21 protein-coding genes and 1 pseudogene are annotated in these 24,958 nt (G+C 67.4%); 17 read left to right on the top strand and 5 right to left on the bottom strand.

Annotated features, from left to right (window positions below; all coding sequences use genetic code 11):
* Window positions 1-67 precede the first annotated feature (67 nt).
* Window positions 68-340, top strand: a complete 273-nt coding sequence (locus FOB47_RS03470) for a helix-turn-helix domain-containing protein (protein ID WP_144425972.1) — start codon at window positions 68-70, stop codon at window positions 338-340.
* Window positions 341-380: 40 nt separating this feature from the next.
* On the opposite strand, the gene FOB47_RS03465 is transcribed toward FOB47_RS03470, so the two are convergent.
* Together FOB47_RS03465 and FOB47_RS03460 are read right to left on the bottom strand one after the other, a co-directional pair.
* Window positions 381-2,183 carry a cobaltochelatase CobT-related protein gene (locus tag FOB47_RS03465; RefSeq protein WP_174779960.1) on the bottom strand — a complete coding sequence of 601 codons (1,803 nt, stop codon included), beginning with the start codon at window positions 2,181-2,183 and terminating at the stop codon, window positions 381-383.
* A gap of 2 nt (window positions 2,184-2,185) precedes the next feature.
* A complete protein-coding gene (locus FOB47_RS03460) occupies window positions 2,186-3,124 on the bottom strand; it encodes an AAA family ATPase (RefSeq protein ID WP_174780860.1) in 939 nt (312 codons plus the stop codon).
* Between the two features lie 279 nt (window positions 3,125-3,403).
* Between FOB47_RS03460 and xsc the strand changes: the two genes are divergently transcribed.
* From xsc to FOB47_RS03430, 6 genes are all read left to right on the top strand, one after another.
* Window positions 3,404-5,206: a sulfoacetaldehyde acetyltransferase gene (gene xsc, locus FOB47_RS03455; protein WP_170265926.1), complete on the top strand. Its 1,803-nt coding sequence runs from the start codon at window positions 3,404-3,406 to the stop codon at window positions 5,204-5,206.
* Between the two features lie 202 nt (window positions 5,207-5,408).
* Window positions 5,409-6,809, top strand: a complete 1,401-nt coding sequence (locus tag FOB47_RS03450) for an amino acid permease (RefSeq protein ID WP_174780859.1) — start codon at window positions 5,409-5,411, stop codon at window positions 6,807-6,809.
* A gap of 278 nt (window positions 6,810-7,087) precedes the next feature.
* The gene (locus FOB47_RS03445) at window positions 7,088-7,459 is read left to right on the top strand and encodes a nuclear transport factor 2 family protein (protein WP_043437690.1); all 372 of its coding nucleotides are present in this window, start codon (window positions 7,088-7,090) and stop codon (window positions 7,457-7,459) included.
* 41 nt (window positions 7,460-7,500) lie between these two features.
* The gene (locus FOB47_RS03440; RefSeq protein WP_244959278.1) at window positions 7,501-8,982 is read left to right on the top strand and encodes an NAD(P)/FAD-dependent oxidoreductase; all 1,482 of its coding nucleotides are present in this window, start codon (window positions 7,501-7,503) and stop codon (window positions 8,980-8,982) included.
* A gap of 193 nt (window positions 8,983-9,175) precedes the next feature.
* Window positions 9,176-10,690, top strand: coding sequence for a MocR-like pyridoxine biosynthesis transcription factor PdxR (gene pdxR / locus FOB47_RS03435; protein ID WP_174779959.1), 1,515 nt, complete (start codon window positions 9,176-9,178; stop codon window positions 10,688-10,690).
* 268 nt (window positions 10,691-10,958) lie between these two features.
* Window positions 10,959-12,533: a tannase/feruloyl esterase family alpha/beta hydrolase gene (locus tag FOB47_RS03430; RefSeq protein ID WP_174779958.1), complete on the top strand. Its 1,575-nt coding sequence runs from the start codon at window positions 10,959-10,961 to the stop codon at window positions 12,531-12,533.
* A gap of 204 nt (window positions 12,534-12,737) precedes the next feature.
* Here the strand turns inward: FOB47_RS03430 and FOB47_RS03425 are convergent, their stop codons facing one another.
* Window positions 12,738-13,184 (bottom strand): hypothetical protein, encoded by a 447-nt coding sequence (locus FOB47_RS03425; protein ID WP_174779957.1) that lies wholly within the window; start codon window positions 13,182-13,184, stop codon window positions 12,738-12,740.
* 311 nt (window positions 13,185-13,495) lie between these two features.
* Here FOB47_RS03425 and FOB47_RS03420 point away from each other — a divergent pair, with 311 nt between their 5' ends.
* The 10 genes and pseudogenes from FOB47_RS03420 (at window position 13,496) to fdxA (ending at window position 23,322) form a co-directional block, all read left to right on the top strand.
* Window positions 13,496-14,194, top strand: a complete 699-nt coding sequence (locus FOB47_RS03420; RefSeq protein WP_244959277.1) for a protein-L-isoaspartate(D-aspartate) O-methyltransferase — start codon at window positions 13,496-13,498, stop codon at window positions 14,192-14,194.
* Between the two features lie 59 nt (window positions 14,195-14,253).
* On the top strand, window positions 14,254-15,600 hold the full coding sequence (locus FOB47_RS03415; protein ID WP_244959276.1) for an erythromycin esterase family protein: 1,347 nt from the start codon (window positions 14,254-14,256) through the stop codon (window positions 15,598-15,600).
* Between the two features lie 104 nt (window positions 15,601-15,704).
* The gene (locus FOB47_RS03410; protein WP_053824198.1) at window positions 15,705-16,637 is read left to right on the top strand and encodes a LysR family transcriptional regulator; all 933 of its coding nucleotides are present in this window, start codon (window positions 15,705-15,707) and stop codon (window positions 16,635-16,637) included.
* Window positions 16,638-16,748: 111 nt separating this feature from the next.
* The gene (locus FOB47_RS03405; RefSeq protein ID WP_174779956.1) at window positions 16,749-17,921 is read left to right on the top strand and encodes a CaiB/BaiF CoA transferase family protein; all 1,173 of its coding nucleotides are present in this window, start codon (window positions 16,749-16,751) and stop codon (window positions 17,919-17,921) included.
* Window positions 17,922-17,996: 75 nt separating this feature from the next.
* Window positions 17,997-18,959, top strand: a complete 963-nt coding sequence (locus FOB47_RS03400) for a Bug family tripartite tricarboxylate transporter substrate binding protein (protein ID WP_174780855.1) — start codon at window positions 17,997-17,999, stop codon at window positions 18,957-18,959.
* A 7-nt stretch (window positions 18,960-18,966) separates the two neighbouring features.
* Window positions 18,967-19,758, top strand: coding sequence for an enoyl-CoA hydratase (locus tag FOB47_RS03395; protein ID WP_174779955.1), 792 nt, complete (start codon window positions 18,967-18,969; stop codon window positions 19,756-19,758).
* A gap of 149 nt (window positions 19,759-19,907) precedes the next feature.
* A pseudogene (locus FOB47_RS03390) lies at window positions 19,908-20,054 on the top strand (peptidase); the annotation flags it as partial.
* A 288-nt stretch (window positions 20,055-20,342) separates the two neighbouring features.
* The gene (locus FOB47_RS03385) at window positions 20,343-21,401 is read left to right on the top strand and encodes a porin (protein WP_174779954.1); all 1,059 of its coding nucleotides are present in this window, start codon (window positions 20,343-20,345) and stop codon (window positions 21,399-21,401) included.
* Window positions 21,402-21,614: 213 nt separating this feature from the next.
* Complete coding sequence (locus FOB47_RS03380) at window positions 21,615-22,835, top strand: ISL3 family transposase (protein WP_174779953.1); 1,221 nt, start codon at window positions 21,615-21,617, stop codon at window positions 22,833-22,835.
* A 154-nt stretch (window positions 22,836-22,989) separates the two neighbouring features.
* Entirely contained in the window at window positions 22,990-23,322 is a 333-nt protein-coding gene (gene fdxA, locus FOB47_RS03375; RefSeq protein WP_053824200.1) for a ferredoxin FdxA, read from the top strand.
* A 102-nt stretch (window positions 23,323-23,424) separates the two neighbouring features.
* Here the strand turns inward: fdxA and FOB47_RS03370 are convergent, their stop codons facing one another.
* Window positions 23,425-23,619: a hypothetical protein gene (locus FOB47_RS03370; RefSeq protein ID WP_006576741.1), complete on the bottom strand. Its 195-nt coding sequence runs from the start codon at window positions 23,617-23,619 to the stop codon at window positions 23,425-23,427.
* A 16-nt stretch (window positions 23,620-23,635) separates the two neighbouring features.
* Window positions 23,636-24,805 carry a DUF4382 domain-containing protein gene (locus tag FOB47_RS03365; RefSeq protein ID WP_174779952.1) on the bottom strand — a complete coding sequence of 390 codons (1,170 nt, stop codon included), beginning with the start codon at window positions 24,803-24,805 and terminating at the stop codon, window positions 23,636-23,638.
* Window positions 24,806-24,958 lie beyond the last annotated feature (153 nt).

Genomic DNA, 24,958 nt, shown 5'->3' with positions numbered 1-24,958 from the left:
TGAAATCGCCATAAAGGAGCCGAGCGGACGTTTTATGATCGAGTCCGGTCCTCTAAGGTATGGCGCCATGATCGTTCGCATCTCCGACGCTGAAACGCTTGGGCAACTTGTACGCGCCGCCCGCTTGTCTCAACGACTGACCCGTGACGAAGTGGCACGTGGAACGAGTCTGTCGCCTAGCTTCATCACCGATGTCGAAGCCGGCAAACCCACAACGCAATTGGGGAAGGTTCTGCATCTGCTTCGGGAATTGGGGGTGTTGCTGTCCGCAGAAGCCTACGATATCGAACCATGGATCGAGAACCTCACGGCGATCAAAAAGCGACGGGTGCGGAAATGAACAGCGACTGGCCTACCAAGAATCCGAGGCACCTGCGGCGCTAGTGTTGGGCCTCACGCCCCCCACTCCCCACCCACCTCGCAATGGCATCGATCGCCGCCGTATCCAGCGGCCGGGTGGTGTCCAGCGGGAAGTGGCGCCGGTAGTAAGGGCTCAGGTCCAGATCGACGCCCAGCCCCATCAGTTCGATCCGCCCCTGGGCCTCGTGGCGGGCCGCCACGTCCTTCAGATGGTCATCCAGCAGCCGCTCGCCGTTGGCCTGCGCGGTGGCGCGGTCCATCGGGCTGCCGTCGGATACCACCACCAGCAGACGGCGTGCCTGCGGGCGTGACAGCAGGCGGGCGCAGGCCCAGTCGACCGCTTCGCCGTCGATGCCTTCGCGGAACAGATCGGCCTTGAACAGCGCGGCGATGCCGGTGCGGGCGCGGCGCCAGCTGGTGTCGGCATCCTTGAACACCAGATGACAGACCTCGTTGAGGCGGCCCGGAGACTGCGGGCGGCCCGCCGCCTGCCAGTCACGCGCCACGCGGCCGCCGTTCCAGGCGCCGGTGGTGAAGCCGAGCACTTCGGTGGCGAGGCCCGCGGCATCGGCCGCGCGTGTCATCACATCGACCAGCAAGGCGATGTGGTCGACATGCGCCTTCATCGAGCCGGAGCAATCGATCAGGAACGCCAGCACCGCGTCGGTGCGCGGCTGCAGGCGCGGCTGGCGGAAGATGCGCGGCTGGCCGCCCGCGCAGGCGAGCTGCGCGAGCCGGCTTCGATCGAGCCGGCCCTCCTCCTCGCCGGACGACCAACCATCGGCGGCCGGCATGGCAAACGCGGAGGACAGCGTGCGCGCGATACGCACGGCATTGATGCCGCCGTCGACGATCCGCCGGTCCAGGCGTTCACGCCAGGCCTGCAGCGAAGCCTGCCGCGCCAGCGTGGCCGCGCGAAGTTCGCGGTCGTAGCGAGTGGTAAAGGCGGCGTAGGCTGGCACGCCGGACTCGCCGGCGCCGGCGTGCGCGCTGCCCTGGCCCGCGCCGCCTCCTTCCTGCAACAGCGCCTCGTCCTCGAAATCGAGCAGCAGCGAGAAGCCGTCGCGCACGGACTCGGGCGCTTCGCGTCCATCGCCGTCGGCCCCCCCGGCTCGCCGCGCATCGTCGCGCAGCATTCCGGCCACCATCCCGGCCGCGGCCAGCGCATGTTCGGCAAAGGCGCGCTGGTCGGCGCGCGTGCGGCGCATGCCGGCCAGCGCGGTGCCCAGCGCCGGCACGATGGCGGCGCGCGTGGCCTCGATCAGGTCCTCGGTCTGCTCGACCACCGGCCGGCCCGACAGGCGCGACCAGACCACCTGCGCCACCGTGTAGATCAGGATGCCGAAACGCCCTTCGGTCAGCCCGGAGCGATGGAAGGCCAGCGACCATCGTTCGAAGCGGGCATGAAGGTTGGCGGCCACGCCGGACATCCCGGCGGGCAGATGAGTCTCGCAGCGCAGCTGTTCGAACAGCTCGAACAGCAGCCGCGCGACGGGATCGGCGGGACGCAGCGCACGGTGCAGGGCCGCATCGCCATGCCGCAGGCGCAGCGCGACCGCGTCCACGCTGCCGCGCAGGTCGGGGAGGGAATCGCGGCCGGCATCGGTCAGCAGGTGCGGGGCCTGCAGCGGCAGCGGCCGTTGGCCGCGCCATGGCCTTCCTGCGCGGTAATGCAAGGCGGCGTCCCCTGCCAGCGCGCGCAAGGCCGCCGCGCACAAGGCCTCGCGCCGGCGCTGCGTCGCAGCCGGCAGCGCGGGTTTCGCGGGCTCCGTGATCGCGGCGTCCGTGGTGCCCGACGCGTCCGGTATCGCCGGCGTCGACATCGTCAGGCCGCCGCGTCGCCGCAGGGCTGCAGCTCGGTGCCGAAGCCGCGCTGGAAATACTCGGCCACGATCGCTCGCTCGCCGGGCTCGCACTTGTTCAGGAAGCTGAGCCGGAACGCCAGCGCCGGATCGCGGAAGATCTGGCAGTTCTCGGCCCAGGCGATCACGGTGCGCGGCGACATCAGCGTCGACACGTCCCCCGCGGCAAAGCCCTCGCGCGTCAACTGCGCGACGGCAACCATCGTGCCGACCAGTTCGCGCCCGGCCGCATCGGACAGTTCCGGCACGCGCGCCAGCACGATATCGATCTCCGCCTCGCGCGGCAGGTAGTCCAGCGTCGCCACCACGTTCCAGCGGTCGATCTGCGCGTGGTTCAGCAGATGGGTGCCGTGATACATGCCGGTCAGGTTGCCCAGGCCGACCGTATTGGCGGTCGCGAACAGCCGGAAGAACGGATGCGGCTGGATCACGCGGTTCTGGTCGAGCAGCGTGAAGCGGCCATCGCGCTCGAGCACGCGCTGGATCACGAACATCACGTCCGGCCGGCCCGCGTCGTATTCGTCGAACACCAGCGCGATCGGCCGCTGCAGTGCCCACGGCACGATGCCCTCCTGGAATTCGGTGACCTGCTGGCCGTCGCGCAGTACCACGGTATCGCGCCCGACCAGGTCCATGCGGCCGATATGCCCATCGAGGTTGACGCGTACGCACGGCCAGTTCAGCCGCGCCGCCACCTGTTCGATATGGGTCGACTTGCCGGTGCCATGCATGCCCTGCACCAGCACGCGGCGGTTGCTGACGAAGCCGGACAGGATCGCGAGCGTGACCTCCGGTTCGAAGCGGTAGCCCGGATCGATCTCCGGCACGTGGTCGTCGCGCACGCCGAAGGCCGGCACCCGCATCGCGCTCTCGATGCCGAACACTTCACGCACCGACACCATGCGGTCCGGTGCCACGCTGGCAAGGTCGATCGCCACTTCGGTTTCTCCTGGATAAGGCTGGACTACTTCGACGCGCCGCGCAGGCGCATGCCCGCCGCCGGCTGTTCACGAGGCCATCTTATCCCAGTCTCACTTTTAGGTACAACTCATACCGAATAATGGATTTTCCTATTGACGATGCCCGAGCTCCGTCCTACATTTCAGCCAAACAACAGTTTTCGGTACACAACGTACCGTTTTACGAGTCACAACGATCCCAACCTACCGGAGACCGCAAGCATGTCCGACCACACCCCCACCGCCGGCCCGCAGGCCATGACGCCTTCCGAGGCGTTTGTCGAAACCCTCGCCGCCAACGGCGTCACCGATATGTTCGGCATCATGGGCTCGGCCTTCATGGATGCGATGGACATCTTCGCGCCGGCCGGCATCCGCCTGATCCCGGTGGTGCATGAGCAAGGCGCCGGCCATATGGCCGACGGCTATGCCCGCGTGTCGGGCCGCCACGGCGTCGTGATCGGCCAGAACGGCCCGGGCATCAGCAACTGCGTGACCGCGATTGCCGCGGCCTACTGGGCGCACAGCCCGGTCGTGATCGTCACGCCCGAGGCCGGCACCATGGGCATCGGCCTGGGCGGCTTCCAGGAAGCGAACCAGCTGCCGATGTTCCAGGAGTTCACCAAGTACCAGGGCCACGTCACCAATCCGGCGCGCATGGCCGAATTCACCGGCCGCTGCTTCGATCGCGCGATGTCCGAGATGGGCCCGACCCAGCTGAACATCCCGCGCGACTACTTCTACGGCCAGATCAAGGCCGAGATTCCGCAGCCGCGCCGGCTGGACCGCGGCCCCGGCGGCGAGCAGAGCCTGAACGAAGCGGCCGAGCTGCTGGCGCAGGCGAAGTTCCCGGTGATCATTTCCGGCGGCGGCGTGGTGATGGCCGATGGCGTCGAGGAATGCAAGGCGCTGGCCGAGCGGCTGGGCGCGCCGGTGGTCAACAGCTATCTGCACAACGACTCCTTCCCCGCGAGCCACCCGCTGTGGTGCGGGCCGCTCGGCTACCAGGGCTCGAAGGCCGCGATGAAGCTGATCTCGCGCGCCGACGTCGTGGTCGCGCTCGGCTCGCGCCTTGGACCGTTCGGCACGCTGCCGCAGCACGGCATGGACTACTGGCCGAAGACGGCCAAGATCATCCAGATCGACGCCGATCACAAGATGCTGGGCCTGGTCAAGAAGATCTCGGTCGGCATCTGCGGCGACGCCAAGGCGGCCGCCGTCGCGCTGACCGAACGGCTGGCCAACCGCACGCTGGCCTGCGACGCAACCCGCGCCGCGCGCGCCGACCAGATCGCCACCGAGAAGGCCGCCTGGGAGAAGGAACTGGACGAGTGGACGCACGAGCGCGACCCGTTCAGCCTCGACATGATCGAGGAGCAGAAGAACGAACGCACGCCGAACGGCGGCACCTACCTGCATCCGCGCCAGGTGCTGCGCGAGCTCGAGAAGGCGATGCCGGCCGACGTGATGGTGTCGACCGACATCGGCAACATCAACTCGGTGGCCAACAGCTATCTGCGCTTCGAAAAGCCGCGCAGCTTCTTCGCGGCGATGAGCTGGGGCAACTGCGGCTACGCCTTCCCGACCATCATCGGCGCCAAGGTTGCCGCGCCGCACCGGCCGGCGATCTCGTACGCCGGTGACGGCGCATGGGGCATGAGCCTGATGGAAACGATGACCTGCGTGCGCCACAACATCCCGGTCACCGCGGTGGTCTTCCACAACCGCCAGTGGGGCGCGGAGAAGAAGAACCAGGTGGACTTCTACAATCGCCGCTTCGTCGCCGGCGAGCTGGACAATCCGAGCTTCGCCAACATCGCCCGCGCGATGGGTGCCGAAGGCATCGTGGTCGATCGGCTCGAGGACGTCGGCCCGGCGCTGAAGAAGGCCATCGACCTGCAGATGAACCACGGCAAGACCACCATCGTGGAAATCATGTGCACCCGCGAACTGGGCGATCCGTTCCGCCGCGATGCCTTGTCCAAGCCGGTCCGCCTGCTCGACAAGTACAAGGATTACGTATAACGGAAGCAACGAGGCGCGCGGTGCGGCCCTGCCGCGCCGCGCGATCACGGCCTGCGGGGCCGCCGCAGCAATGCGGCCCCGGACAGACAAAACAAAGACAGCGAAGCCGTGACGACACCATCATGAGAAGCACTGGAGACAAAAATTGCTGGATAACCCCGAGGGCTCGCGCGGCCTCAAGCACAGCCTGAAACAGCGCCACATGACGATGATCGCGCTCGGCGGCGTGATCGGTGCCGGACTGTTCGTCGGCAGCGGCGTGGTGATCAAGTCGGCCGGCCCGGCGGCCGTGCTGTCCTTCCTGCTGACCGGCATGCTGGTGGTGCTGGTGATGCGGATGCTCGGCGAGATGGCGTGCGCGCTGCCCACCGTCGGCTCCTTCTACGAATACGCGCGCGAAGCATGGCGCGACAAGCCCCAGACCGGAGCGCTGGCCAGCTTCCTGACCGGCTGGATGTACTGGTACTTCTGGGTCATCGTGGTCGCCATCGAAGCGGTGGCTGGCGCGGACCTGATCCGCTACTGGCTGCCCGACGTGCCGTCCTGGGCCATCAGCCTTGTGCTGCTGGTGATGCTGACGCTGACCAACCTGTTCTCCGTCAAGTCCTTCGGCGAGTTCGAATTCTGGTTCGCCTCGATCAAGGTGGCGGCGATCGTCGTGTTCCTGTTCCTGGCCGGCCTGTTCGTGCTCGGCATGTGGCCCGATACCGCGCCCAGCGTCGCCAACCTGAGCGCGCATGGCGGCTTCGCGCCCAACGGCATCATGCCGGTGCTGACCGGCGCCGTCGCCGCGACCGGGTTCTACTTCGGCGCGGAGATCGTCACGATCGCCGCGGCCGAGACCGCGGAGCCGCAGAAGGCCGTGGCCAAGGCGACCCACTCGGTGATCACGCGCGTGCTGGTGTTCTACGTGGGCTCGGTATTGCTGGTGGTCTGCCTGGTGCCGTGGAACTCGCCCGGCATCGCCACGCCGTACGTCAGCGCGCTTGACGCGATGGGCATTCGCGGCGCCGCGCAGGTGATGAACGCGGTGGTGCTGACCGCGGTGCTGTCGGCGCTGAACTCGGGCCTGTATGCGTCGTCGCGGATGATCTTCGCGCTGACGCGCCGCGGCGACGCGCCGGCCGCGCTGGCCAAACTGAACCGCAATGGCGTGCCGGTCCGCGCAATCCTGTTCTCGACGCTGTTCGGCTATGCCGCGGTGGTGATGTCCTACGTGTCGCCCGATACGGTGTTCGCCTTCCTGGTCAATTCCTACGGCACGGTGGCGATCTTCGTCTACATCCTGATCGCGGTGTCGCAGCTGCGGCTGCGCGCGCGGCTCGAACGCGAGGCGCCGGAGAAGCTGCGCGTGCGCATGTGGATGTATCCGTATCTGACCTATGTGGCGATCATCGGCATGGCCGGCATCGTGATCGCAATGGCTTTCATCCCGGACCAGCGCAAGCCGCTGCTGCTCGGCGTCGTCAGCCTCGGCATCCTGCTGCTGGCCTATCTGGTGCGTCGGCAGTACCGCCGCGGCGCAGAGCTGCGGGACAGCGAGATCGACCCGCACCAGCAGCACCTGGGCGACATGCCGCGCGCCCAGGCGGTACGGCGCTAGCCCTGTCGTCCCCGCGATCGCCGGGGACGGCCAGCCGAGCCAGCAACCGCTGGCCCAATCGATTCCATCCAACTGGCCCTACAGCGCATCCCGGCGCTTCCCTATGCTGGGAACGTGCAAAGGACCGGGTCCGCTGCCGCGCGGACCGCAACAACATCGAGGAGATTCAAGTGGAGTACGCAAGCAAGCAGGCCGGCACCGAAGCCATCGTCGCGGCCGACAGCAACCCGTCCGGACAGCAGGCCGGTGGCGCCAGCGGCGGCGTCACCGCCGCCACGCTGCAGGCCTTCAGCGACGCCTGGAACCGCCACGACATCGACGCGCTGATGTCCTTCATGACCGACGACTGCGTGTTCCACGCGGTGGCCGGGGGCGAGCTGTTCGGCCGCACCTTCAGCGGCCGCGAGGCGGTGCGCGAGGGCTTCCAGCTGGCCTGGCAGACCTTCCCGGACGCGGCCTGGCTCGATGGCGAGCATTTCGTCTGCGGCGACCGCGGCGTCAGCGAATCGACGTTCCGCGGCACCAAGGCCGACGGCTCGCGCATCGAGGCCCGCATGGTCGACGTGTTCACCTTCCGCGACGGCAAGATCGCCGTCAAGAACGCCTATCGCAAGGATCGTCCCGCGCTCGCGGCCGGTTCGCGCGGCTGATCGAACGCGTCGCCAAACGCGTCGCCAACAGGAGCGCAGCGATGGAAGCCATTGCCGATATCACCGCCATCGGACGGGAGAACGGAGCGCCGGGACAGGCCGGCGGCCACACCGGACAAAACCGGGCAACCGGTCCGTCCCGGCCCTACGATCCCGCCTACGACCCGCTGGTCGCGCCCACGCCCGGCCAGGGCCGCGACTACGCACCGACCTACTGGATCGGCACCGCCGGCGAGCCGCCGCCCGACGACGGCCCGATCACGCACGACGTCGACGTCGATGTCGCGATCATCGGCTCGGGCTTCACCGGGCTGACCTGCGCGATCTTCCTGGCGCAGGAGCACGGCATCAAGGCGACCGTGCTGGAGGCCAACCGCGTCAGCTGGGGCTGCAGCACGCGCAACGGCGGGCAGGCGCAATGCGCGTCGGGCCGGCTCAAGCGCTCGCAATGGATCCAGCGCTACGGGCTGGACGCCGCGCTCCGGCTGCACGAGGAAGTGTGCGCCGGCATGGAGACCTTCAAGACGCTGATCCGCGATATCGACTGCGATCCGCAGCCCGGCGGCCACCTGTACATCGCGCACCGTCCGGAGGCGATGCCGGCGCTGGAGAAGGAGGCCAGGCTGCTGCGCGAGGTCTTCCACTACGACGCCCGCATTCTCGATGCCGATACCGTCAAGCGCGAATACGTCGACGACAAGGAGGCGGCCGGCGCGATGCACGAGCCCGAAGGCATCGGCATCCATGCCGGCAAGCTGGCCTTCGGCTATCTGCGCCGTGCCCGCGCGCTGGGCGCGACCGTGCACCCGTCGAGCCCGGTGCTCGACTGGACAACGCGCGACGGCGTGCACTATCTGCGCACGCCGGGCGGCATCGTGCGGGCGCGCGCGGTGGGCGTCGCGACCGGCGGCTATACCTCGCAGAACCTGCATCCGCATCTGAAGAACCGGCTGTTCCCGATCCTGTCGAACTCGATCGTGACGCGGCCGCTGACGCCCGATGAAATCGCGGCCTGCAACTTTCGCACGACGCAGGTGATCACCGACACCCGCATCCTGCGCCACTACTACCGGCTGATGCCGGACGGCCGCCTGCAGATCGGCAGCCGCAGCGCGATCACCGGCACGGACGCACCGCGGCCCCAATACGAACAGAAGCTGGTCGACGACATGGTGCGCAAGTTCCCGGCGCTGAAAGGCATTCCGATCGACTACTCGTGGTGGGGCTGGGTCGACGTCAGCCACGACATGATGCCGCGCATCTTCCGGCCCGATCCCGCGCAGACGATCTATTACGCGATGGGCTATGGCGGCAACGGCGTCATGTATTCGGCCCAGGCCGGCCGGCGCATGGCCGCGATGATTGCGGGCAAGAACCCGGGACCGGAACTGCCGATCTTCCGTTCGGCGCTGCCCTTCCCCAATGTGCGCGAGTGGGTCGAGTCGCCGGCGTTCGCCCCGTTCCGGCGGCTGGGGCAGCGGTTCCTGTACCACTGGTATCACCTGAAGGATGATGTGCTGTAGTTGAGGCGCTTGCCAGTGCGGCGCGACTGGCCGACCGCCTAAGCGCTCCCCCTCCCGCAAGCGGGAGGGAGCAAAGCCTTCAGCGGCGCATCGCCTTCGCTCACCGGCTTTCCACCCATACCCCCTCCCCGCCCCATATCCGATAATGCTCCCCGATCCAAGGACGAAACCGACGATACGGAGCGCGAACGGCATGGCCACGGCGGGCAAGGGAAACACCTTCTGGAATCGGCTGCTGCAATTGCCCGCCGACTCGGCGCTGAGCCTGCAGGCGCAGCTGCGCCAGCAGATCGTCTCCGCCATCCTGTCGCGGCAATTGCCGGAAGGCAGCGCGCTGCCGTCGAGCCGCGAACTGGCGGCGACGCTCGGCATCGCGCGCAATACCGTGATCCTGGCCTTCCAGCAGCTGGTTGACGAGCACTTCCTCGAAACGCGGCCGCGGCGCGGCTACTTCGTCGTACAGCAATTGCCCAGCGTGGCACCACCGGCCTGCGCCGCGAGCGCCAACACGGCGGCCGGCACCGAGGGCGGCAGCGGGGCAATCGGCCCCGACTGGAGCGAACGGCTGCCCGACATCAGCGGGCAGCGCGCGATCGTCAAACCCAACGACTGGCAGAACTACCCCTACCCGTTCATCTATGGGCAGTTCGATCCGGCGCTGTTTCCGACCGCGGACTGGCGCGAATGCTCGCGCATGGCGCTGGCCGTGCTGGAGATCCGCGGCTGGGCGTCCGACCTGATCGACCGCGACGATCCGCTGCTGATCGAGCAGCTGCAGCGGCACGTGCTGCCGCGCCGCGGGGTCTGGGCCAATCCGGACGAGATCATGGTCACGCTGGGCGCGCAGCATGCGCTCTACCTGCTGGCCGATCTGCTGATGCGCGACGCCGTGGTCGGCCTCGAAGAGCCGGGCTACAGCGATGCCCGCGCGATCTTCGGCATGCGGGCGCGCGAGGTGGTGCCGCTGCCGGTCGACGACTCGGGCCTGCGTCCCGAGGGTGAGCTGGCGCGCTGCGACTATGCCTTCGTCACCCCCAGCTACCAGTGCCCGACCACGGTGACGATGCCGCTGGACCGGCGCGAGGCGCTGCTGGCCGAGGCGCACCGGCACGACGTGGTGCTGATCGAGGACGACTACGACACCGAGAATCCGGCGCTGACACAGCCGATTCCCGCGCTGAAGAGCCTGGATCGCGAGGGCCGCGTGATCTATGTCGGCAGCCTGTCGAAGTCCTTCGTGCCCGGCATCCGGCTCGGCTATATCGTCGCGCCGAGCTCGGTGATCCGCCAGGCGCGGGCGCTGCGGCGCTACATGCTGCGGCACCCGCCGGCCAACAACCAGCGCGCCACCGCGCTGTTCATCTCGCTGGGCCACCACGACGCGCTGCTGCGGCGGGTCGCCCCGATCTTCCAGCGCCGCGCGGCCGTGCTGCGCGACATGCTGGCGCGGCATCTGCCGCAATGCCGCGTCCAGAATTCGCCCGGCGCGTCATCGTTCTGGGTCGAGGGACCGCCGAGCCTCGACGCGCGCAAGCTCGGCGATATCGCGCTGCGGCACGGCGTGATCATCGAGCCCGGCGACGTGTTCTTTGCCACCGACGGACCATCGCCGCACTTCCGCCTCGGCTACACCGGGATCGCCGAGGAACGGATCGAGGAAGGCGTGCGGCTGCTGGCCCAGCTGATCGAGCACGAGCGGCGGCGCTGAGGCACGGCACCGCCCGCCGTTCCCTTGCCGGCAGGCTGCCCGCGCAGCACATCAAGTGCCGAGCCTAGGGCAAACCCCGATCCGATGGCGGCGCGATTGTCCGCGCGGGGACAATCTGCACCTCGCCTCCCGTCTATTCTTCCTTCGGACCGCCCCCAGCAGCAGCAACAGCAGCAACAGCAGCAGCCGCTCGAGTCTGTGCCAGACCGGTGTCGAGGGGCAGGTCGCGCCCGTCCTGGCCTGACTCCACGACATCGAAGGAGACGACATGGCACAGACTTTCGCTTTCCGTTGGCATCGTATCGCCCTGACTGCTGTCGCGATGGCCGCGCTGGCCGCCTGCGGCGGCAGCGACGACGACCACAAACCGGGGCCGTCGGCCTCGGCCAATGCCGAGCAGGCGTGCTCGCAGCTGGCGGGCAAGACCGTCGCCGGCGCGACGGTCACGGCGGCCGCGACCGTCGCGGCAAGCGGGCCCCAACCGCTATTCTGCAAGGTCAACGCGACCATCGCACCGCGACTGAACCTGGAACTGCGGCTCCCCGATCGGTGGAACGGCAAGCTGTATTACGGCGGCGGCGGCGGTTACAACGGGTCGATCCCCGGCATCGACGTTCCCACCAACCTGACCGCGTTGAAACAGGGCTACGCCACCGTCAACAGCGACTCCGGGCATGCCGGCAACGTGCTGTCAGCGGACTTCGCGCTCGACGATCCGCACGCCGCCGCGCTGTTCGGCCATCAGTCGGTACCGACGGTGATGTCGTCGGCGCGGCAGATGCTGCAAACCGCCTATGGCAAGGCGCCGGAGCGGTCCTACTTCGAGGGCTGCTCCAATGGCGGCCGTGAGGCGCTGATGGCGGCGCAGCGCAATCCGGACCTGTTCGACGGCATCATCGCCCGCGCGCCGGCCTACAACTGGGTCGGCTTCATGGGCGCCTTCAATCGCAATGCCAAGGCCCTCGCCGCTCCGGGCGGCATGCTGGGCGCGCCAAAGATCAATTTGCTCGCCAAGGCGGTGCGGGATGCCTGCGATGCGCAGGATGGCATCGCGGACGGCGTCGTTTCCAATCCGCGGTCGTGCAGCTTCGATCCGGCGGTGCTTCGCTGTGCCGGCGGCACGGATGGCGGGGACGCCTGCCTGTCGGACGCGCAGCTGGCGGCGGTGCAATCGTGGACCTCGCCTGCGGTGTGGGCCAACGGCGCCTATTCCAATGCCGGCTGGGCGCTGAGCGGCAACGAGGACGACCCGGGAGCGTGGGGCGCCTGGCTGACCGGGAACGGCAACGTCAACATGGCGCTGCAGTTCCTCTTCCAGGACACGACAGTCAAGAACTACCTCGCGCGCGACCGCTCGCAGAACTCGCTGGCCTATACCTGGGACAGCAATGTCGCCGCGCTGGCCAACCTGTCCAATCTGAACGACGCGACCAATACCGATCTGCGGCCATTGAAGAACAGCAACGCCAAGCTGATCCTCTGGCATGGCACCAACGATGCCGCACTGAGCTTCAAGGCTACCAACGCCTACTACGAAGGGATGGTCGCCGCGGTGGGCGGGCAGGCACCGGCCGACGAGTTCGTGCGCTACTACCTGGCACCGGGCGTCAACCATTGCGCGGGCGGACCGGGCGCGGACCAGACCGATCTGCTGGCCGCGCTCGACAGCTGGGTCACCAAAGGCGACGCGCCAGGTACGCTGACCGCGACCAAGGAGAACAACGGCGCCACCGCGTTCTCGCGTCCGCTGTGCCGCTACCCGCAGTATCCGCGTTACACGGGACCGGCGAACGACGCGGCAGCGGCGGCGCAGGCGTCGAATTACACATGCACCGCGCCGTAAGCGTGCTTCGGCGCCTGCGCGCTGGATGAGTTGCTCCCTCTCCCGCGAGGCGGGAGAGGGGTGGGTGGAGAGGTCGTTCGCAACAGCGATATCTGACGCTGGACCGCCCCTGCCTCTCCGCAACCATGCTCCCACAAGCAGAGGGGAGCGTTTCACCAGCGCCAGCGGTAGATCGTCCCATCTCGAACATGCGCACGACTGCGGCTACGAGCCAGCGCGCACGTTCGCCGTCCCCGTCATCCCGCCCAACATCGCCGCCGGATTCCAGGTAAGGAACCGCATCCACGCATCGAGCCAGCGCCCCTGCATGTCGGCGCCGATTTCCCATGCGGTCTGCCCGTACTTCGTCGCCATCGACAGTGCCGGTGCCGGCGCGGTGATCTGCTGCGCGAGGCGCTCGTCGGGGCTCCACTTCCAGGCCCACGAGGTCCACTGGAAGCCTGCTTCTTCCATCAGTGCCGCATAGAAGCTCCAGCCCAGCGCGGTCAGCTTCAGATAGTCGCGCGCCAGCATGGTGGAGGCGTCGGGCACTTCGGTGACCGCGGGAATCGGCCGCTGCTCAGCCAGGCGCCCGGTGGTCACTTCGGTCACATCGGTGACATCGGTGACGTCAGCGGAGATCGCGCTCGTGTGAGGTGCTTTGCTCTTCATCGTCATGCTCCTTGGAAGCCGCCGGACGGCGGGGGAAAGACGCCGAGCGGTACGCAAGAATGGCGCCAGCGGCATCGCCCCCGCGGCGACGCGCACGCGTTGGGAGCATTTACACGGCTTGTACGCGGGCCCGTGCACGATCTTCCAGCCCCGTGAACGCCAGCGAAACGACGTGATGGAATCCGCGCGGCATGGTCCCCGTCATCGATGGCACGGTCGATGCGTCAATCCGGACCAGACACGTCAGCACGACACGCCAGCACGACTGGCTGGCACGGCGCGCGCCACGCTCGCCGCCCCTCGATGCCGCCATGACCCCTGCTCTCTTGAACAGCCCCGAACAACAGCCTGAGTTCTACCGCCAGCGTATGGTCGAACTGCAGATCGCCGCGCGCGGCATTCGCGATCCCGCGGTACTGGCGGCAATGCGCGAGGTGCCGCGCGAGCGCTTCGTGCCGGACGCGCTGCGCCATTCCGCCTACGATGACGCGCCGCTATCGATCGGCTCCGGCCAGACCATCTCGCAGCCCTATATCGTCGCGCGGATGGTGGAGGCCGCGCGGCTGCATCCCACCTCCCGCGTGCTCGAGATCGGCACCGGCTCGGGCTATGCGGCCGCGGTGATGGCACGTATCGCGGCGCGCGTCATCACGCTGGAACGCTGGCGGCGGCTGGCAGAGCGGGCCAGCGACGTGTTGCGCGCGCTGGATTTCGACAACGTCGAAGTGCACCTGGCCGACGGCACCGCCGGCTGGGAGGCGGGCGCGCCGTACGACGCCATCGTTTCCGCCGCGGCCAGCCCTGATATCCCCGCCGCGTGGCTGGCGCAGCTGGCACCGGGCGGCACGCTGGTGATGCCGCACGGCCATCCCGGCCATGCGCAACGGCTGCTGCGCATCGCCAAGCGCGAGGACGGCACGCTCGAGCGCGAGGATCTCGCCGGCGTGGCCTTCGTGCCGCTGGTCGCGCGCACGGCCGAGGAGGCCGGCAACGAACCACCCGGCGACTGAAGTCCATCGAGTTGAAGTCCATCGAGTTGAAGGCCATCGACCATCCACGGAGGACCGACATGACCAGCGCACTGCACGATCCCCTGACCGGCCAGGTGCTCGCCGACACCGATATCGTCGAGCGGATCGCCGAGGCGGCCGAACGGCTGCCGGCCATCGACGATGCCGGCTTCGCCACCGTGGTAGACCGGTTTGCCGATTGCCGCGTGGTGTTGCTCGGGGAATCGACGCACGGCACCGCGCAGTTCTACGAGGCCCGCGCCGCCTTCACGCGACGGCTGATCGAGCGGCACGGCTTTCGCATCGTCGCGGTCGAGGCCGACTGGCCCGATGCCGCGGCGATCGACCGCTATGTCCGGCAATTGCCAGCGGCCGAGCACCAGGAACCGCCGTTCCGGCGCTTTCCGACCTGGATGTGGCGCAATACGTCGGTGGAGGCGCTGGTCGAATGGATGCGCGGCTACAACGCCGAACGCGCGCCGGATACGCGCGCAGGCTTCTTCGGTCTGGACATCTACAGCCTGGGCAGCTCGATCGCCACCGTGCTCGGCTACCTGAATCGTGTCGATCCCGACGGCGCGCGCGAGGCGCGCGAGCGCTACGGCTGCCTGCTGCCGTGGCGCGAAGACCCGTCGCGCTATGGGCGTGCGGTGCTGACCGGCCGCGCCCGCGATTGCGAGGACGAAGTCATCGCCCAGCTGCAGGCGCTGCTGGAGCGCCAGCTCGACTACGCGACGCGTGGCAAGGAGCCGTTCTTCGACGCCGCGCAGAACGCGCATCTGGTCGCCTCGGCCGAGCAGTACTACCGGCTGATGTACTACGGCGGCCCGGAAAGCTGGAACCTGCGCGACACCCATATGTTCGACACGCTGGCCCGGCTGCTGGACACCTGTACGCCCGGTGCCAAGGCGGTGGTGTGGGCGCACAACTCGCATATCGGCGATGCGGAGGCGACCGCGATGGGCCGCGACCATGGCGAGACCAATATCGGCCGCCTGTGCCGCGCGCGCTTCGGCAGCGACGCGGCGTTGATCGGCTTTTCCACGTCGCGCGGCACGGTGGCCGCGGCGTCCGACTGGGACGGGCCGATGCAGGTAATGGACGTCGTACCGGCGCGCGCCGACAGCTACGAGGCATTGTTCCAGCGCACCGGCATCGACCGCTGCTTCATCGACCTGCGCGAAGGCGTCCACGAGCAGGCTCGCGCGCTGCTGACGGTGCCGCGCCAGGAGCGCTTCATCGGCGTGGTGTACCGGCCCGATACCGAGTTCGCCAGCCATTATGCGTTTGCCTGCCTGCCGCAGCAGTTCGATGCGCTGGCCTGGTTCGATCGCACCGACGCCGTGACGCCGTTGCCGACCGCGGCGCGCACCGGCATGCCGGACACGTATCCGTTCGGCCTGTAGCCGCTGCGCGCCGACGCCGGCCGCCGCGGCGGGGGGCTTAGAATGCGGCACCGGGCGCGCCATGCAAGGCGCCGCCCGCCGACCGACCCGCCAGAGAGAACCCGGTGCGCTACGAATTGACGGACCTTCGGCTGTTCCAGGCCATCGCCGAATCGCAAAGCCTGTCCGGCGGCGCCGCCGCCATCCATATCACTGCGTCGGCGGCCAGCTATCGGCTCAAGAACCTCGAGCTGGCGCTGGGCACGCCGCTGTTCGTGCGCGCGGCGCGCGGCATGGAGCTGACGGCGGCCGGCACCGCGCTGCTCGGCCACGTGCGCGAGCTGCTGCGCGGCCTCGAACGAATGCATGGCGAGCTCGGCCGGTTTTCCGCGGGATTGAAGGGCAACATCCGCCTGATCGCCAACAGCAGTTCGCTGAACGGCTTCATCCTGCCCAGCGTCGGCCGCTTCCTGAACGCCCATCCCGAGGTCAATATCGATCTGGAGGAGCGGGCCAGCCTCGAGATCGCGGCCGCCATCGCCGCTGGCGAGGCCGATGTCGGCGTGCAGGCCGGCGAAGTCGAGACGCAGGGGGTGCGATGGATGCCGTATGCGGTCGACGAGTTGATGCTGGCCGTGCCCGCCGATCATCCGCTGGCGCGCGAGGCCGAGGCGCAGCCGGGCGGCGTACGCTTTGGCGCAGCGCTGGACCACGACTTCGTCTGCCCGGGCCGCGATACCAGCAATGTGGTGTTCCTGCGCGATACCGCGCACCGGCTCGGCCGCTCGCCCAATATCCGCCTGCACGCGCCGACCTTCGACGCGGTGCTGGCGCTGGTCGAAGCCGGCGTCGGGCTGGCGCTGGTGCCGCGCAGCGTCGCCGCGGCCTCGCTGCGCGACGGCCGCGTCGCCGGCGTACGCCTGGCCGAGGACTGGGCGCGGCGCCGGCTGAATCTGGTGCTGCCGGCCGCCGGCAAGCTGCCCGCCTTCGCCGAGGCCTTTGCCGAGTTCCTGCTGGGCGATCCGCACGTGGCGGCGACCCGCGACGCGCTGGCGTGACCGGCCGCCCGACCGTTGAATTGCCGCGAACGGTGGCTTGAAGACATTCGACTGGTTGGCCGCCGGGCGCAAAAATATACTGCTCCGCGATCGAATCGACGCGGAGACCCCATGCTGCACAAGGCCCTGTCCGGCATCAAGGTGCTGGACCTGTCCCGAATCCTTGCCGGGCCCTGGTGTACCCAGAATCTGGCCGACCTCGGCGCCGAGGTCATCAAGATCGAGCACCCCGAGCGCGGCGACGATACGCGCGGCTGGGGCCCGCCCTATCTGCAATCGGCCGACGGCAGCGAACGGATGTCCGCGTACTTCGCCTGCTGCAATCGCGGCAAGCGCTCGCTGGCGATCGACTTCACCACCGCCGAGGGCAAGGCCGCCATCCTGGCGCTGGCCGACGAGGCCGACGTGCTGGTCGAGAACTTCAAGGCCGGCACGCTGCGGCGCTACGGGCTGGACTACGCGAGCCTGCAGGCGCGCAACCCGCGGCTGGTCTACCTGTCGATCACCGGCTTCGGCCAAAGCGGCCCGATGGCCGACAAGCCCGGCTACGACTACGTGTTCCAGGGCATGGGCGGGCTGATGAGCTATACCGGCCAGCCCGACGGCGAGCCCGGCGAGGGACCGCTGCGCACCGGCGTCGCGGTCGTCGACCTGAGCACCGGCATGTATGCCACGTCGGCGGTGCTGGCCGCGTTGTTCCAGCGCCAGGCCACCGGTGCGGGACAGCATCTGGACATCGCACTGCTCGATGTCGCGGTGGCGCTCAATGCGAACCAGGGCGCCAACTATCTGTTCTCGGGCCGCAATCCGCCGCGCAGCGGCAATGCCCACCCGAATTGCGCGCCCTACGAGGTATTCCGCTGTGCGGACGGCCATCTGATCCTGGCGATCGGCAACGATGCGCAGTTCGCGCGTTTCTGCGAGGTGGCCGGTCTCGCCGACCTGCCGGCCGATCCGCGCTATCGGACCAACAGCGCGCGCATCGCCAATCTGCCGGCATTGCGGGTCCTGCTCGCGCAGGTCTTTGCAACCCGCTCGCGCCGGCAATGGACCGACGCCTTCGATGCCGCCGGCGTACCCTGGGGGCCGATCCACTCGATCGAGGAAGTGTTCGCGCATCCGCAGGTCCGGCATCGCGGCCTGCTGCAGTACGCCGAGCATCCGGTGCTCGGCCGCATTCCGATGGTGCGCAATCCGATGCTGCCGGGTTCGCCGACCACCACGACCGACGCACCGACCACTTCGCTCGCCGCGCCGCCGTTGCTTGGCGAGCACAGCGCCTGATTTCTTTCGTCCCATACCAACATCCACGAGGAGACACCCTTGAAACATTCGCGTCGCGCCGCCGCGCGCAAATCCATTCCGTCGTTCGCGGCGATCCTCGCCATCGCCGCCGTCGCCACGCACGCGCATGCCGACAGCTATCCCAGCAAGCCGATCAAGCTGATCGTTCCCTACGCGGCCGGCGGCACCACCGACATCCTGGCGCGGATCGTCGGCACGAAGATGGGCGCCATCCTGGCGCAGCCGGTCGTGGTGGAAAACCGGCCCGGCGCCGGCGGCGCGGTCGGCAGCGCCTATGCGGCCAAGCAGCCGGCCGACGGCTACACGCTGGTCATGGAGGTCGAGAGCTCGCACGCGGTCAATCCCAACGTCTACGTGAAGACGCCGTACGACCCGGTCAAGGACTTCGCGCCGATCAGCAACCTGGCCGACGTGCCCAACGTGCTGGTGGTCAACCCTTCGTTCCCGGCGACCGACGTGGCCTCCTTCATCAAGCTGCTGAAGGCCAACCCCGGCAAATACTCGTTCGGCTCCTCGGGCAACGGCGGCCTGAGCCATATGAACGGCGAGCTGTTCATGAGCGAGACCGGCACGCGCATGCTGCATGTCCCCTACAAGGGCCTGGGACCGGCGCTGAACGACGCGGTGGCCGGACAGATCCAGGTGGTGTTCGACAATATTCCGTCCTCGTCGGGGCTGATCCAGGGCAAGCGGCTGAAGCCGCTGGCAGTGGCCGCCAGGCAGCGGCTGAAGCTGCTGCCCGATGTGCCGACCTACGCGGAGGCCGGACTGCCGGCGATGAACAATCCATCGTGGTTCGGCCTCGGCGCCCCGGCCGGCACGCCCGATGCGATCCTGGACAAGCTCAACGACGCGGTGCGCCAGGCGCTGGCCGATCCCGAGGTCATCGCCGCCATCGAGAAGCAGGGCGCGATTCCGGCGTGGACCTCGCGCAAGGCCTTCGCCGACCTGATCCGCAATCAAAACCAGCACTGGAAACGCGTCGTCGACAAGATCCAGTTCGCCAAACTGCAGTGAGGACACCATGAGCACCACCGCCACACCGGTTGCCGATCCGGGCCGCCACGCCGCCGTCGCCGTCGACGCGCGCGGCATTGCCACGTTGACCATCAGCGAGGCCGGCTCGCTCAATATCCTCGGCACGCCGGTGATCGCCGCGCTGACCGAGGCGGTACGCACGCTGGCCGCCGACCCCCGGGTGCGCGTGCTGATCCTGCGCGGCACCGGCGACAAGGGATTCATCGGCGGCGCGGACATCAAGGAGATGGCCGGCTTGACGCGGGACAGCGCCGAGCGCTTCATCTCCGGCTTGCGCGCGCTGTGCGACGCCGTGCGGCACTGCCCGGTGCCCGTGATCGCGCGCATGCCGGGCTGGTGCCTGGGCGGCGGACTGGAACTGGCGCTGGCGTGCGACCTGCGGATCGCAGGCGACAACGCGAACCTCGGCATGCCCGAGGTCAAGGTCGGCATTCCGTCGGTGATTCACGCCGCGCTGATGCCGCGCCTGATCGGCAATGCCCGCACGGCCTGGATGCTGCTGACCGGCGAGCTGTGCGATGCCGCGCAGGCGCTGTCGTGGGGGCTGGTGCATCGCGTGGTGCCGCTGGCCGAGCTCGATGCCGAAGTCGAGCGGGTTGCACTGCTGCTGGCAGGCTTCGGGCCGACAGTCGTGCGCCAGCAGAAGCGGCTGCTGCGCGAATGGGAGGATCAGCCGGTCGATACGGCAATCGCCAACAGCGTCGCGGAATTCGGCAGTGCGTTCGATACCGGCGAGCCGCAGCGTTATATGGCGGAATTCGTCAATCGCAAGCGTTGAATTGCGCCGCGATTCCAACAAAGCGCCGGCCTGACCGGCGTTTTTTCTATTACCGTTGTTTGCAATCCGAATATAAAACGATCGTACAATGCGCCGCCTTTATTCGTCGGGCACGCTTGATTCGAATCAATAAAAATCCAGGGGCAATACGGCACAAGGCCAATCGCCAGGGCCTGGTGACGGCCTTCGAGAAGCTGGCCAAGCTCGACGGCGGCAAGTCCGGCATGTTCGATTCGCACCCGGGCTCGGCCGATCGCGCCAAGCGCATGCAAGGCCGTCTGGCCAAGGGCGGCTGAACCGCCGCGGGCCGTCGCTCGCCGTGAATGGCCACCAGGGCGAAGCGCGACGGCGCTTCGCCCTTTTTCATCTCTGTTTGATCCGAAGTCTTCACGGACCCCGCACGCCGTAACGGGATGGCACTGCGGCTTTTTTACAACGTGATTTTCACCTTACTTATAGGTGTCATAAAAGCAAGCGAAGATCGCCCCCGTTTGCGCCGGCAGGGGTTCACGGGTCGAACCCGCGCCACGCTGCCGGCGGCAGACCTCTTCAGTCTTCCATCACCAGTCAAAAGAGAACACACCGTGAAGAAAGCCCTCCTCGCGCTGGCCGCGACCGCTGCCACCGCCGCCTCCGGCGCAGCGTCCGCCCAAACCAACGTCACGCTGTACGGCATCGTCGATGCCGGCATCGAAGTCATCAGCAACGCGCCGAGTGCCGGCGGCGGCGACACCGCCGTGCGCATGAACTCGGGCAACCTGTCGGGCTCGCGCTGGGGTCTGCGCGGCACCGAGGACCTGGGCGGCGGCCTGAAGGGTCTGTTCGTGCTGGAAAGCGGCTTCGACATCGACACCGGCCGTTCGGCCCAGGGCGGTCGCCTGTTCGGCCGCGCCGCCTATGTCGGCCTGCAAGGCAACTTCGGCACCATCTCGCTGGGCCGTCAGCAGAACGCGCTGTACGACCTGTTCGGCGCCTTCGACCCGATGGGCGTCGGTCCGCGTTACTCGCTGAACAGCGTCGATTCGGCATTCAACGGCCGCGCCGACAACAACATCAAGTACACCGGCAAGTTCGGTGGCCTGACCGCGACGGGCTTCTACAGCTTCGGCCGCGACAACAACGGTGAAGTGCCGGGCGAAGCCAAGGTGGCGCGCCAGTTCGGCGGCGGCCTGTCGTATGCAGCGGGCGGCTTCTCGATCGGCACCGCCTACGACCAGTACCAGGGCGCCACCGTCGCGCTGCAGGACCGCGCGGCCAAGCGCCTGGCGGTCGGTACCGCCTACGAATTCGGCGCCGCCAAGGTGTTCGCCGGCTATCGCTGGATGCGCGACGAAGGCCTCGGCGCGCTGACCGACACCAGCACCCGCAGCAACCTGTACTGGGCCGGCGCTCGCTACAAGTTCACCCCGGCCTTCAGCCTGACCGGCGCGGCCTACTACGAAGACACCAAGAACACCGGTGCCGATCCGTGGATGTTCGTGCTGTCCGCCGACTACTCGCTGTCCAAGCGCACGGACGTCTACCTGAACGTCGGCTACGTGCGCAACAAGGACGGTTCGGACCGGGGCCTGAACGGCGCTGGTACCGCCCAGGCCGGCGAGAACCAGACCGGCGTGACGATCGGCATGCGTCACCGCTTCTAAGCGAAGCCTCGAACGCCCGCCATGCGGGCATGCGGCGGCGCCAGGGCGCGCCGCCGCGCGAACGATCATATCGACCTTGTCTTCTTCATGGGTGCAAGGACGTTGGGCCGGTAGTATTACCGGCCCCTTTTTATTGGTTCTTCGCAGAATTCCGTGAAGGGTTCCGGTTTTTCGTATGCTTGATGCCTGTTATTTCAGGGGTCAGGAGCGGGAATGCTGGATCGGAAGACGTTGCAGGCGCTGGGTTGCTGGACCGGATACCGTCTTGAGCGGGTAGTCTGGCCCGAAGGCGACAGTCGGACGCTATCGCTTTATCTGAAGCCGACCAGCAAGGTCATGCACTGCCAGGAATGCGGCGCGCGCTGCAAGCAGGTACACGAGACCACCGTTCGGCGGGTACGAGACCTGCCGATTTTCGACTATCGCGTCGTTCTACACGTGCCGCGCCGGCGTGTCTGGTGTGATCAATGTGGCGGCCCGCGGCTGGAGCGGCTGGATTGGCTCGGGCGCTATCAGCGCGTGACAGCGCGCCTGGCCGAGGCTTGTGGTCGACTGTTGCGCGACTGCTCGGTGCGCGCTGTCGCCGCGTTCTATGAGCTTGGGTGGCACACGATCAAGTCCATCGACAAGGCGCGCTTGCGCGAGGCGGTGACGGAGCCGGACTGGGCCAACATCCGCTATCTGGCGATGGACGAATTTGCGCTGCATAAGGGCCACCGCTACGCCACGGTCGTCGTGGACCCGATCGGCCGGCAGGTGCTGTGGATTGGCAAGGGCCGTTCACGCGAGACGGCGCGCGCCTTCTTCGAGCAACTGCCAGCGGGCGCGGCAGAGCGGATTGAAGCGGTTGCCATCGACATGACGACGGCATATGAACTCGAGATCCGCGAGCATTGCCCGCAGGCCGAAGTCGTCTATGACTTGTTCCATATCGTGGCCAAATATGGACGCGAGGTCATTGATCGGGTTCGGGTCGATCAAGCCAATCGGCTACGCCACGACAGGCAGGCGCGACGCGTTCTGAAGTCGACGCGTTGGCTCCTGCTGCGCAATCGGGCCAATCTGAGCGAGGGTCAGGCCATTCATCTGAACGAGGTGTTGGCTGCGAACCGACCGTTGATGACGGTCTACATCCTGCGCGACGAACTCAAGCGGCTGTGGTTCTACCGCCGCCCGGGATGGGCGCAGCGGGCATGGCACAACTGGTTTGAGCAAGCGCAGCAAAGCGGTATTGGTCCGTTACAGCAGTTCGCCCATCGCTTGAGCGGCTACTGGCACGGCATTGTGGCCCGGTGCCGGCACCCGCTGAACACCAGCGTCGTCGAAGGCATCAATAACACCATCAAGGTCATCAAGCGGCGCGCTTACGGCTATCGCGATGAGGAGTACTTCTTCCTCAAAATCCGCGCTGCCTTCCCCGGTATTCCTCGATGAACCTTTTTATTGGCGGTCCGGCAGGCGCCCGCCCGCGTCATCGCATGGCTTGAAAGTTCTTGATGGTGTCGCACAAACCCGGGCCGGCACATCCGCCGGCTCGCGCGCTAGCATCGGGTTTTTCGTTGTCCCCGCCGTTCTTGCGCGTTGCCCCATGACGTTTGTCGTAACGGATGCCTGCATCCAGTGCCGCTATACCGATTGCGTCGAAGTCTGCCCGATGTCGTGTTTCCACGAAGGGCCGAATTTCCTCGTGATCGACCCGGACGAATGCATCGATTGCTCGATGTGCGTGCCCGAATGTCCGGTGGGCGCGATCTATTCCGAAGAGATGCTTCCCGACGACCAGCGCCATTTCGTTGCCATCAACGCGGAATTGGCCCGCAAGCCGGAATGGAAACGGCTGACGCAGGCAAAGGGGCCGTTGCCGGAGCACGAGGTCTGGGCCAGCGTCCACGGCAAGCTCGACAAGCTGATCCGCGATTGAGCAATTGCCACCGGCCGTATTGGCAAAAGCAGGCAAAAAAAGATGGGCCCGCAGGCCCATCCTTACCGTGGCGGTCGGCGGATCGCCAACCTGTCGCCGCGATCAGCAGCGTCCCTTCTTGGCCTGTCCCGGCGGGCAGTGATACGGGCCGGGACCCGGATCGACCACGACCGCGCCCGGCGTGACCACCGCACCGTGCGGGGTATAGACGGCGCAGCCACCGAGCATCGTGCCGGCGCCGAGCAGCAGCGCGCAAATTGCCTTCATCGACTTCATCATATTTTCCTTGTCGTCCATCTGTGGGTTCAGCTCATCAAAACTGGAAGTTCGCCGTCGCATCGGCCGCCGACACGTCGCGGTCGGTGCTCAGCGTGGCGCCAGTGATCGATGTCGCCGTGACAGTGTACCTGCCTGCCGCGGCGGTATCCGCGCTCAGCACGATCGGCAGCGTCGGTTGATAGGTGCCTGCCAGCGGCGCGGCGTTGGGCACGTTCAACTGATAAGCGCCGGTATCGAAGTTCGCATTGGCGACGGCCACTTCGATCGGAGCGCCGGCGACATTCTGCTTCGCCTGCACGAAGGCCTGCGCGGAGGCGGGCAGCACCGCGCCCGTGATCCGGCGCATCGGCGAGGCCGGCAGCGCGATCGGCGCCGCCGAGGTCGACACCGTGGTGGTGGCCTGCGCGGTGACCGGCACGTTCTGGATCACGCCGGTCGCACGATCGTTCTGCACCACCACGACGCTGTAGTTGCCCGCATCGCTGCTGCGCAGCAGCGGCGACAGCGTGAAGGCGCCATTGCTGTCGGCCAGCGTACCCTTGATGGTCACGCCATTCTGCTGGGCATAGACGGTGGCGCCCGCCTGCGCCGGCGAAACGTAGCCCTGGATCGCGCCGCTGACCACCAGCGGCACCGCGGTCACCACCGGCTTCAGCGCATAGGAGCCGTTGCCCCGCTGCACGATCGAGCGGCACGCGTCGAAGTCCAGCACCAGGTCGACCAGCGTGTCGCGCTGCACGGTGAACGGACGGATGATCTTGTAACCGCTTTGCGTGGCGCTCGGCGTATCGAGCGGCTGTTCGGCGCCGCCGGTCGGCACCACCGAATTGGCCAGCGAATTGCCGGTATTGCGATCGAGCACGAGGCGGACCTGCTGATACTGGCCGGCCGGCAGCACGGTCTGGCCCAGCTTGGTCAGCGTGCCGTTCTGCAGCGACAGCAGATCGATGCGGCGGGAGGGATTGACATCGATCTCGGCCCAGCCGCCGGTGCCATCCTCGGCGTTGGCGCTGGTATGGACGCGGATCTTGTCGACGGTGACGAAGACATGGTCGAAGCCGCAGGCCGGCGCATCGGTCATCGACACGCTGAGCGTACCGGTGCCGCCGCCATCGTCATCGCCGCCGCCACCGCAGGCGGCCAGGATTGCAGCGGAAGCGGCGACGCCGAATGCAAGCCCCCGGTATTTGAAATTGGTTCTCATTTCCCTCTCCTTGATTTCCTTATGGGGAATCTTGAGCATAATTTCCCGCCCCTCTGGAAAGGCGTGACATATTGTAAGACCTGAAACACCGATCCATTTTTGCGAACGCTCTTGCTTTTTTCCGCCGCCTCCAATTAACGGAGCATTTACCGC

The organism is Cupriavidus gilardii, assembly GCF_013347325.1.
GTDB lineage: Bacteria > Pseudomonadota > Gammaproteobacteria > Burkholderiales > Burkholderiaceae > Cupriavidus > Cupriavidus gilardii.
Note: the sequence above shows the minus strand (reverse complement) of the source record. Positions and strands in the feature narration are given on the sequence as shown.

Coding starts and splice junctions, on each gene's coding strand:
- FOB47_RS03460 (WP_174780860.1), bottom strand. CDS start 3,124: ATGGTGTCGGTGCGTGAAGTGTTCGGCATCGAGAGCGCGATGCGGGTG.
- FOB47_RS03450 (WP_174780859.1), top strand. CDS start 5,409: ATGACGATGATCGCGCTCGGCGGCGTGATCGGTGCCGGACTGTTCGTC.
- fdxA (WP_053824200.1), top strand. CDS start 22,990: ATGACGTTTGTCGTAACGGATGCCTGCATCCAGTGCCGCTATACCGAT.
- FOB47_RS03415 (WP_244959276.1), top strand. CDS start 14,254: ATGACCAGCGCACTGCACGATCCCCTGACCGGCCAGGTGCTCGCCGAC.
- FOB47_RS03370 (WP_006576741.1), bottom strand. CDS start 23,619: ATGGACGACAAGGAAAATATGATGAAGTCGATGAAGGCAATTTGCGCG.
- FOB47_RS03420 (WP_244959277.1), top strand. CDS start 13,496: ATGACCCCTGCTCTCTTGAACAGCCCCGAACAACAGCCTGAGTTCTAC.
- FOB47_RS03380 (WP_174779953.1), top strand. CDS start 21,615: ATGCTGGATCGGAAGACGTTGCAGGCGCTGGGTTGCTGGACCGGATAC.
- FOB47_RS03465 (WP_174779960.1), bottom strand. CDS start 2,183: ATGTCGACGCCGGCGATACCGGACGCGTCGGGCACCACGGACGCCGCG.
- FOB47_RS03470 (WP_144425972.1), top strand. CDS start 68: ATGATCGTTCGCATCTCCGACGCTGAAACGCTTGGGCAACTTGTACGC.
- xsc (WP_170265926.1), top strand. CDS start 3,404: ATGTCCGACCACACCCCCACCGCCGGCCCGCAGGCCATGACGCCTTCC.
- FOB47_RS03405 (WP_174779956.1), top strand. CDS start 16,749: ATGCTGCACAAGGCCCTGTCCGGCATCAAGGTGCTGGACCTGTCCCGA.
- FOB47_RS03395 (WP_174779955.1), top strand. CDS start 18,967: ATGAGCACCACCGCCACACCGGTTGCCGATCCGGGCCGCCACGCCGCC.
- FOB47_RS03430 (WP_174779958.1), top strand. CDS start 10,959: ATGGCACAGACTTTCGCTTTCCGTTGGCATCGTATCGCCCTGACTGCT.
- FOB47_RS03425 (WP_174779957.1), bottom strand. CDS start 13,184: ATGAAGAGCAAAGCACCTCACACGAGCGCGATCTCCGCTGACGTCACC.
- pdxR (WP_174779959.1), top strand. CDS start 9,176: ATGGCCACGGCGGGCAAGGGAAACACCTTCTGGAATCGGCTGCTGCAA.
- FOB47_RS03440 (WP_244959278.1), top strand. CDS start 7,501: ATGGAAGCCATTGCCGATATCACCGCCATCGGACGGGAGAACGGAGCG.
- FOB47_RS03365 (WP_174779952.1), bottom strand. CDS start 24,805: ATGAGAACCAATTTCAAATACCGGGGGCTTGCATTCGGCGTCGCCGCT.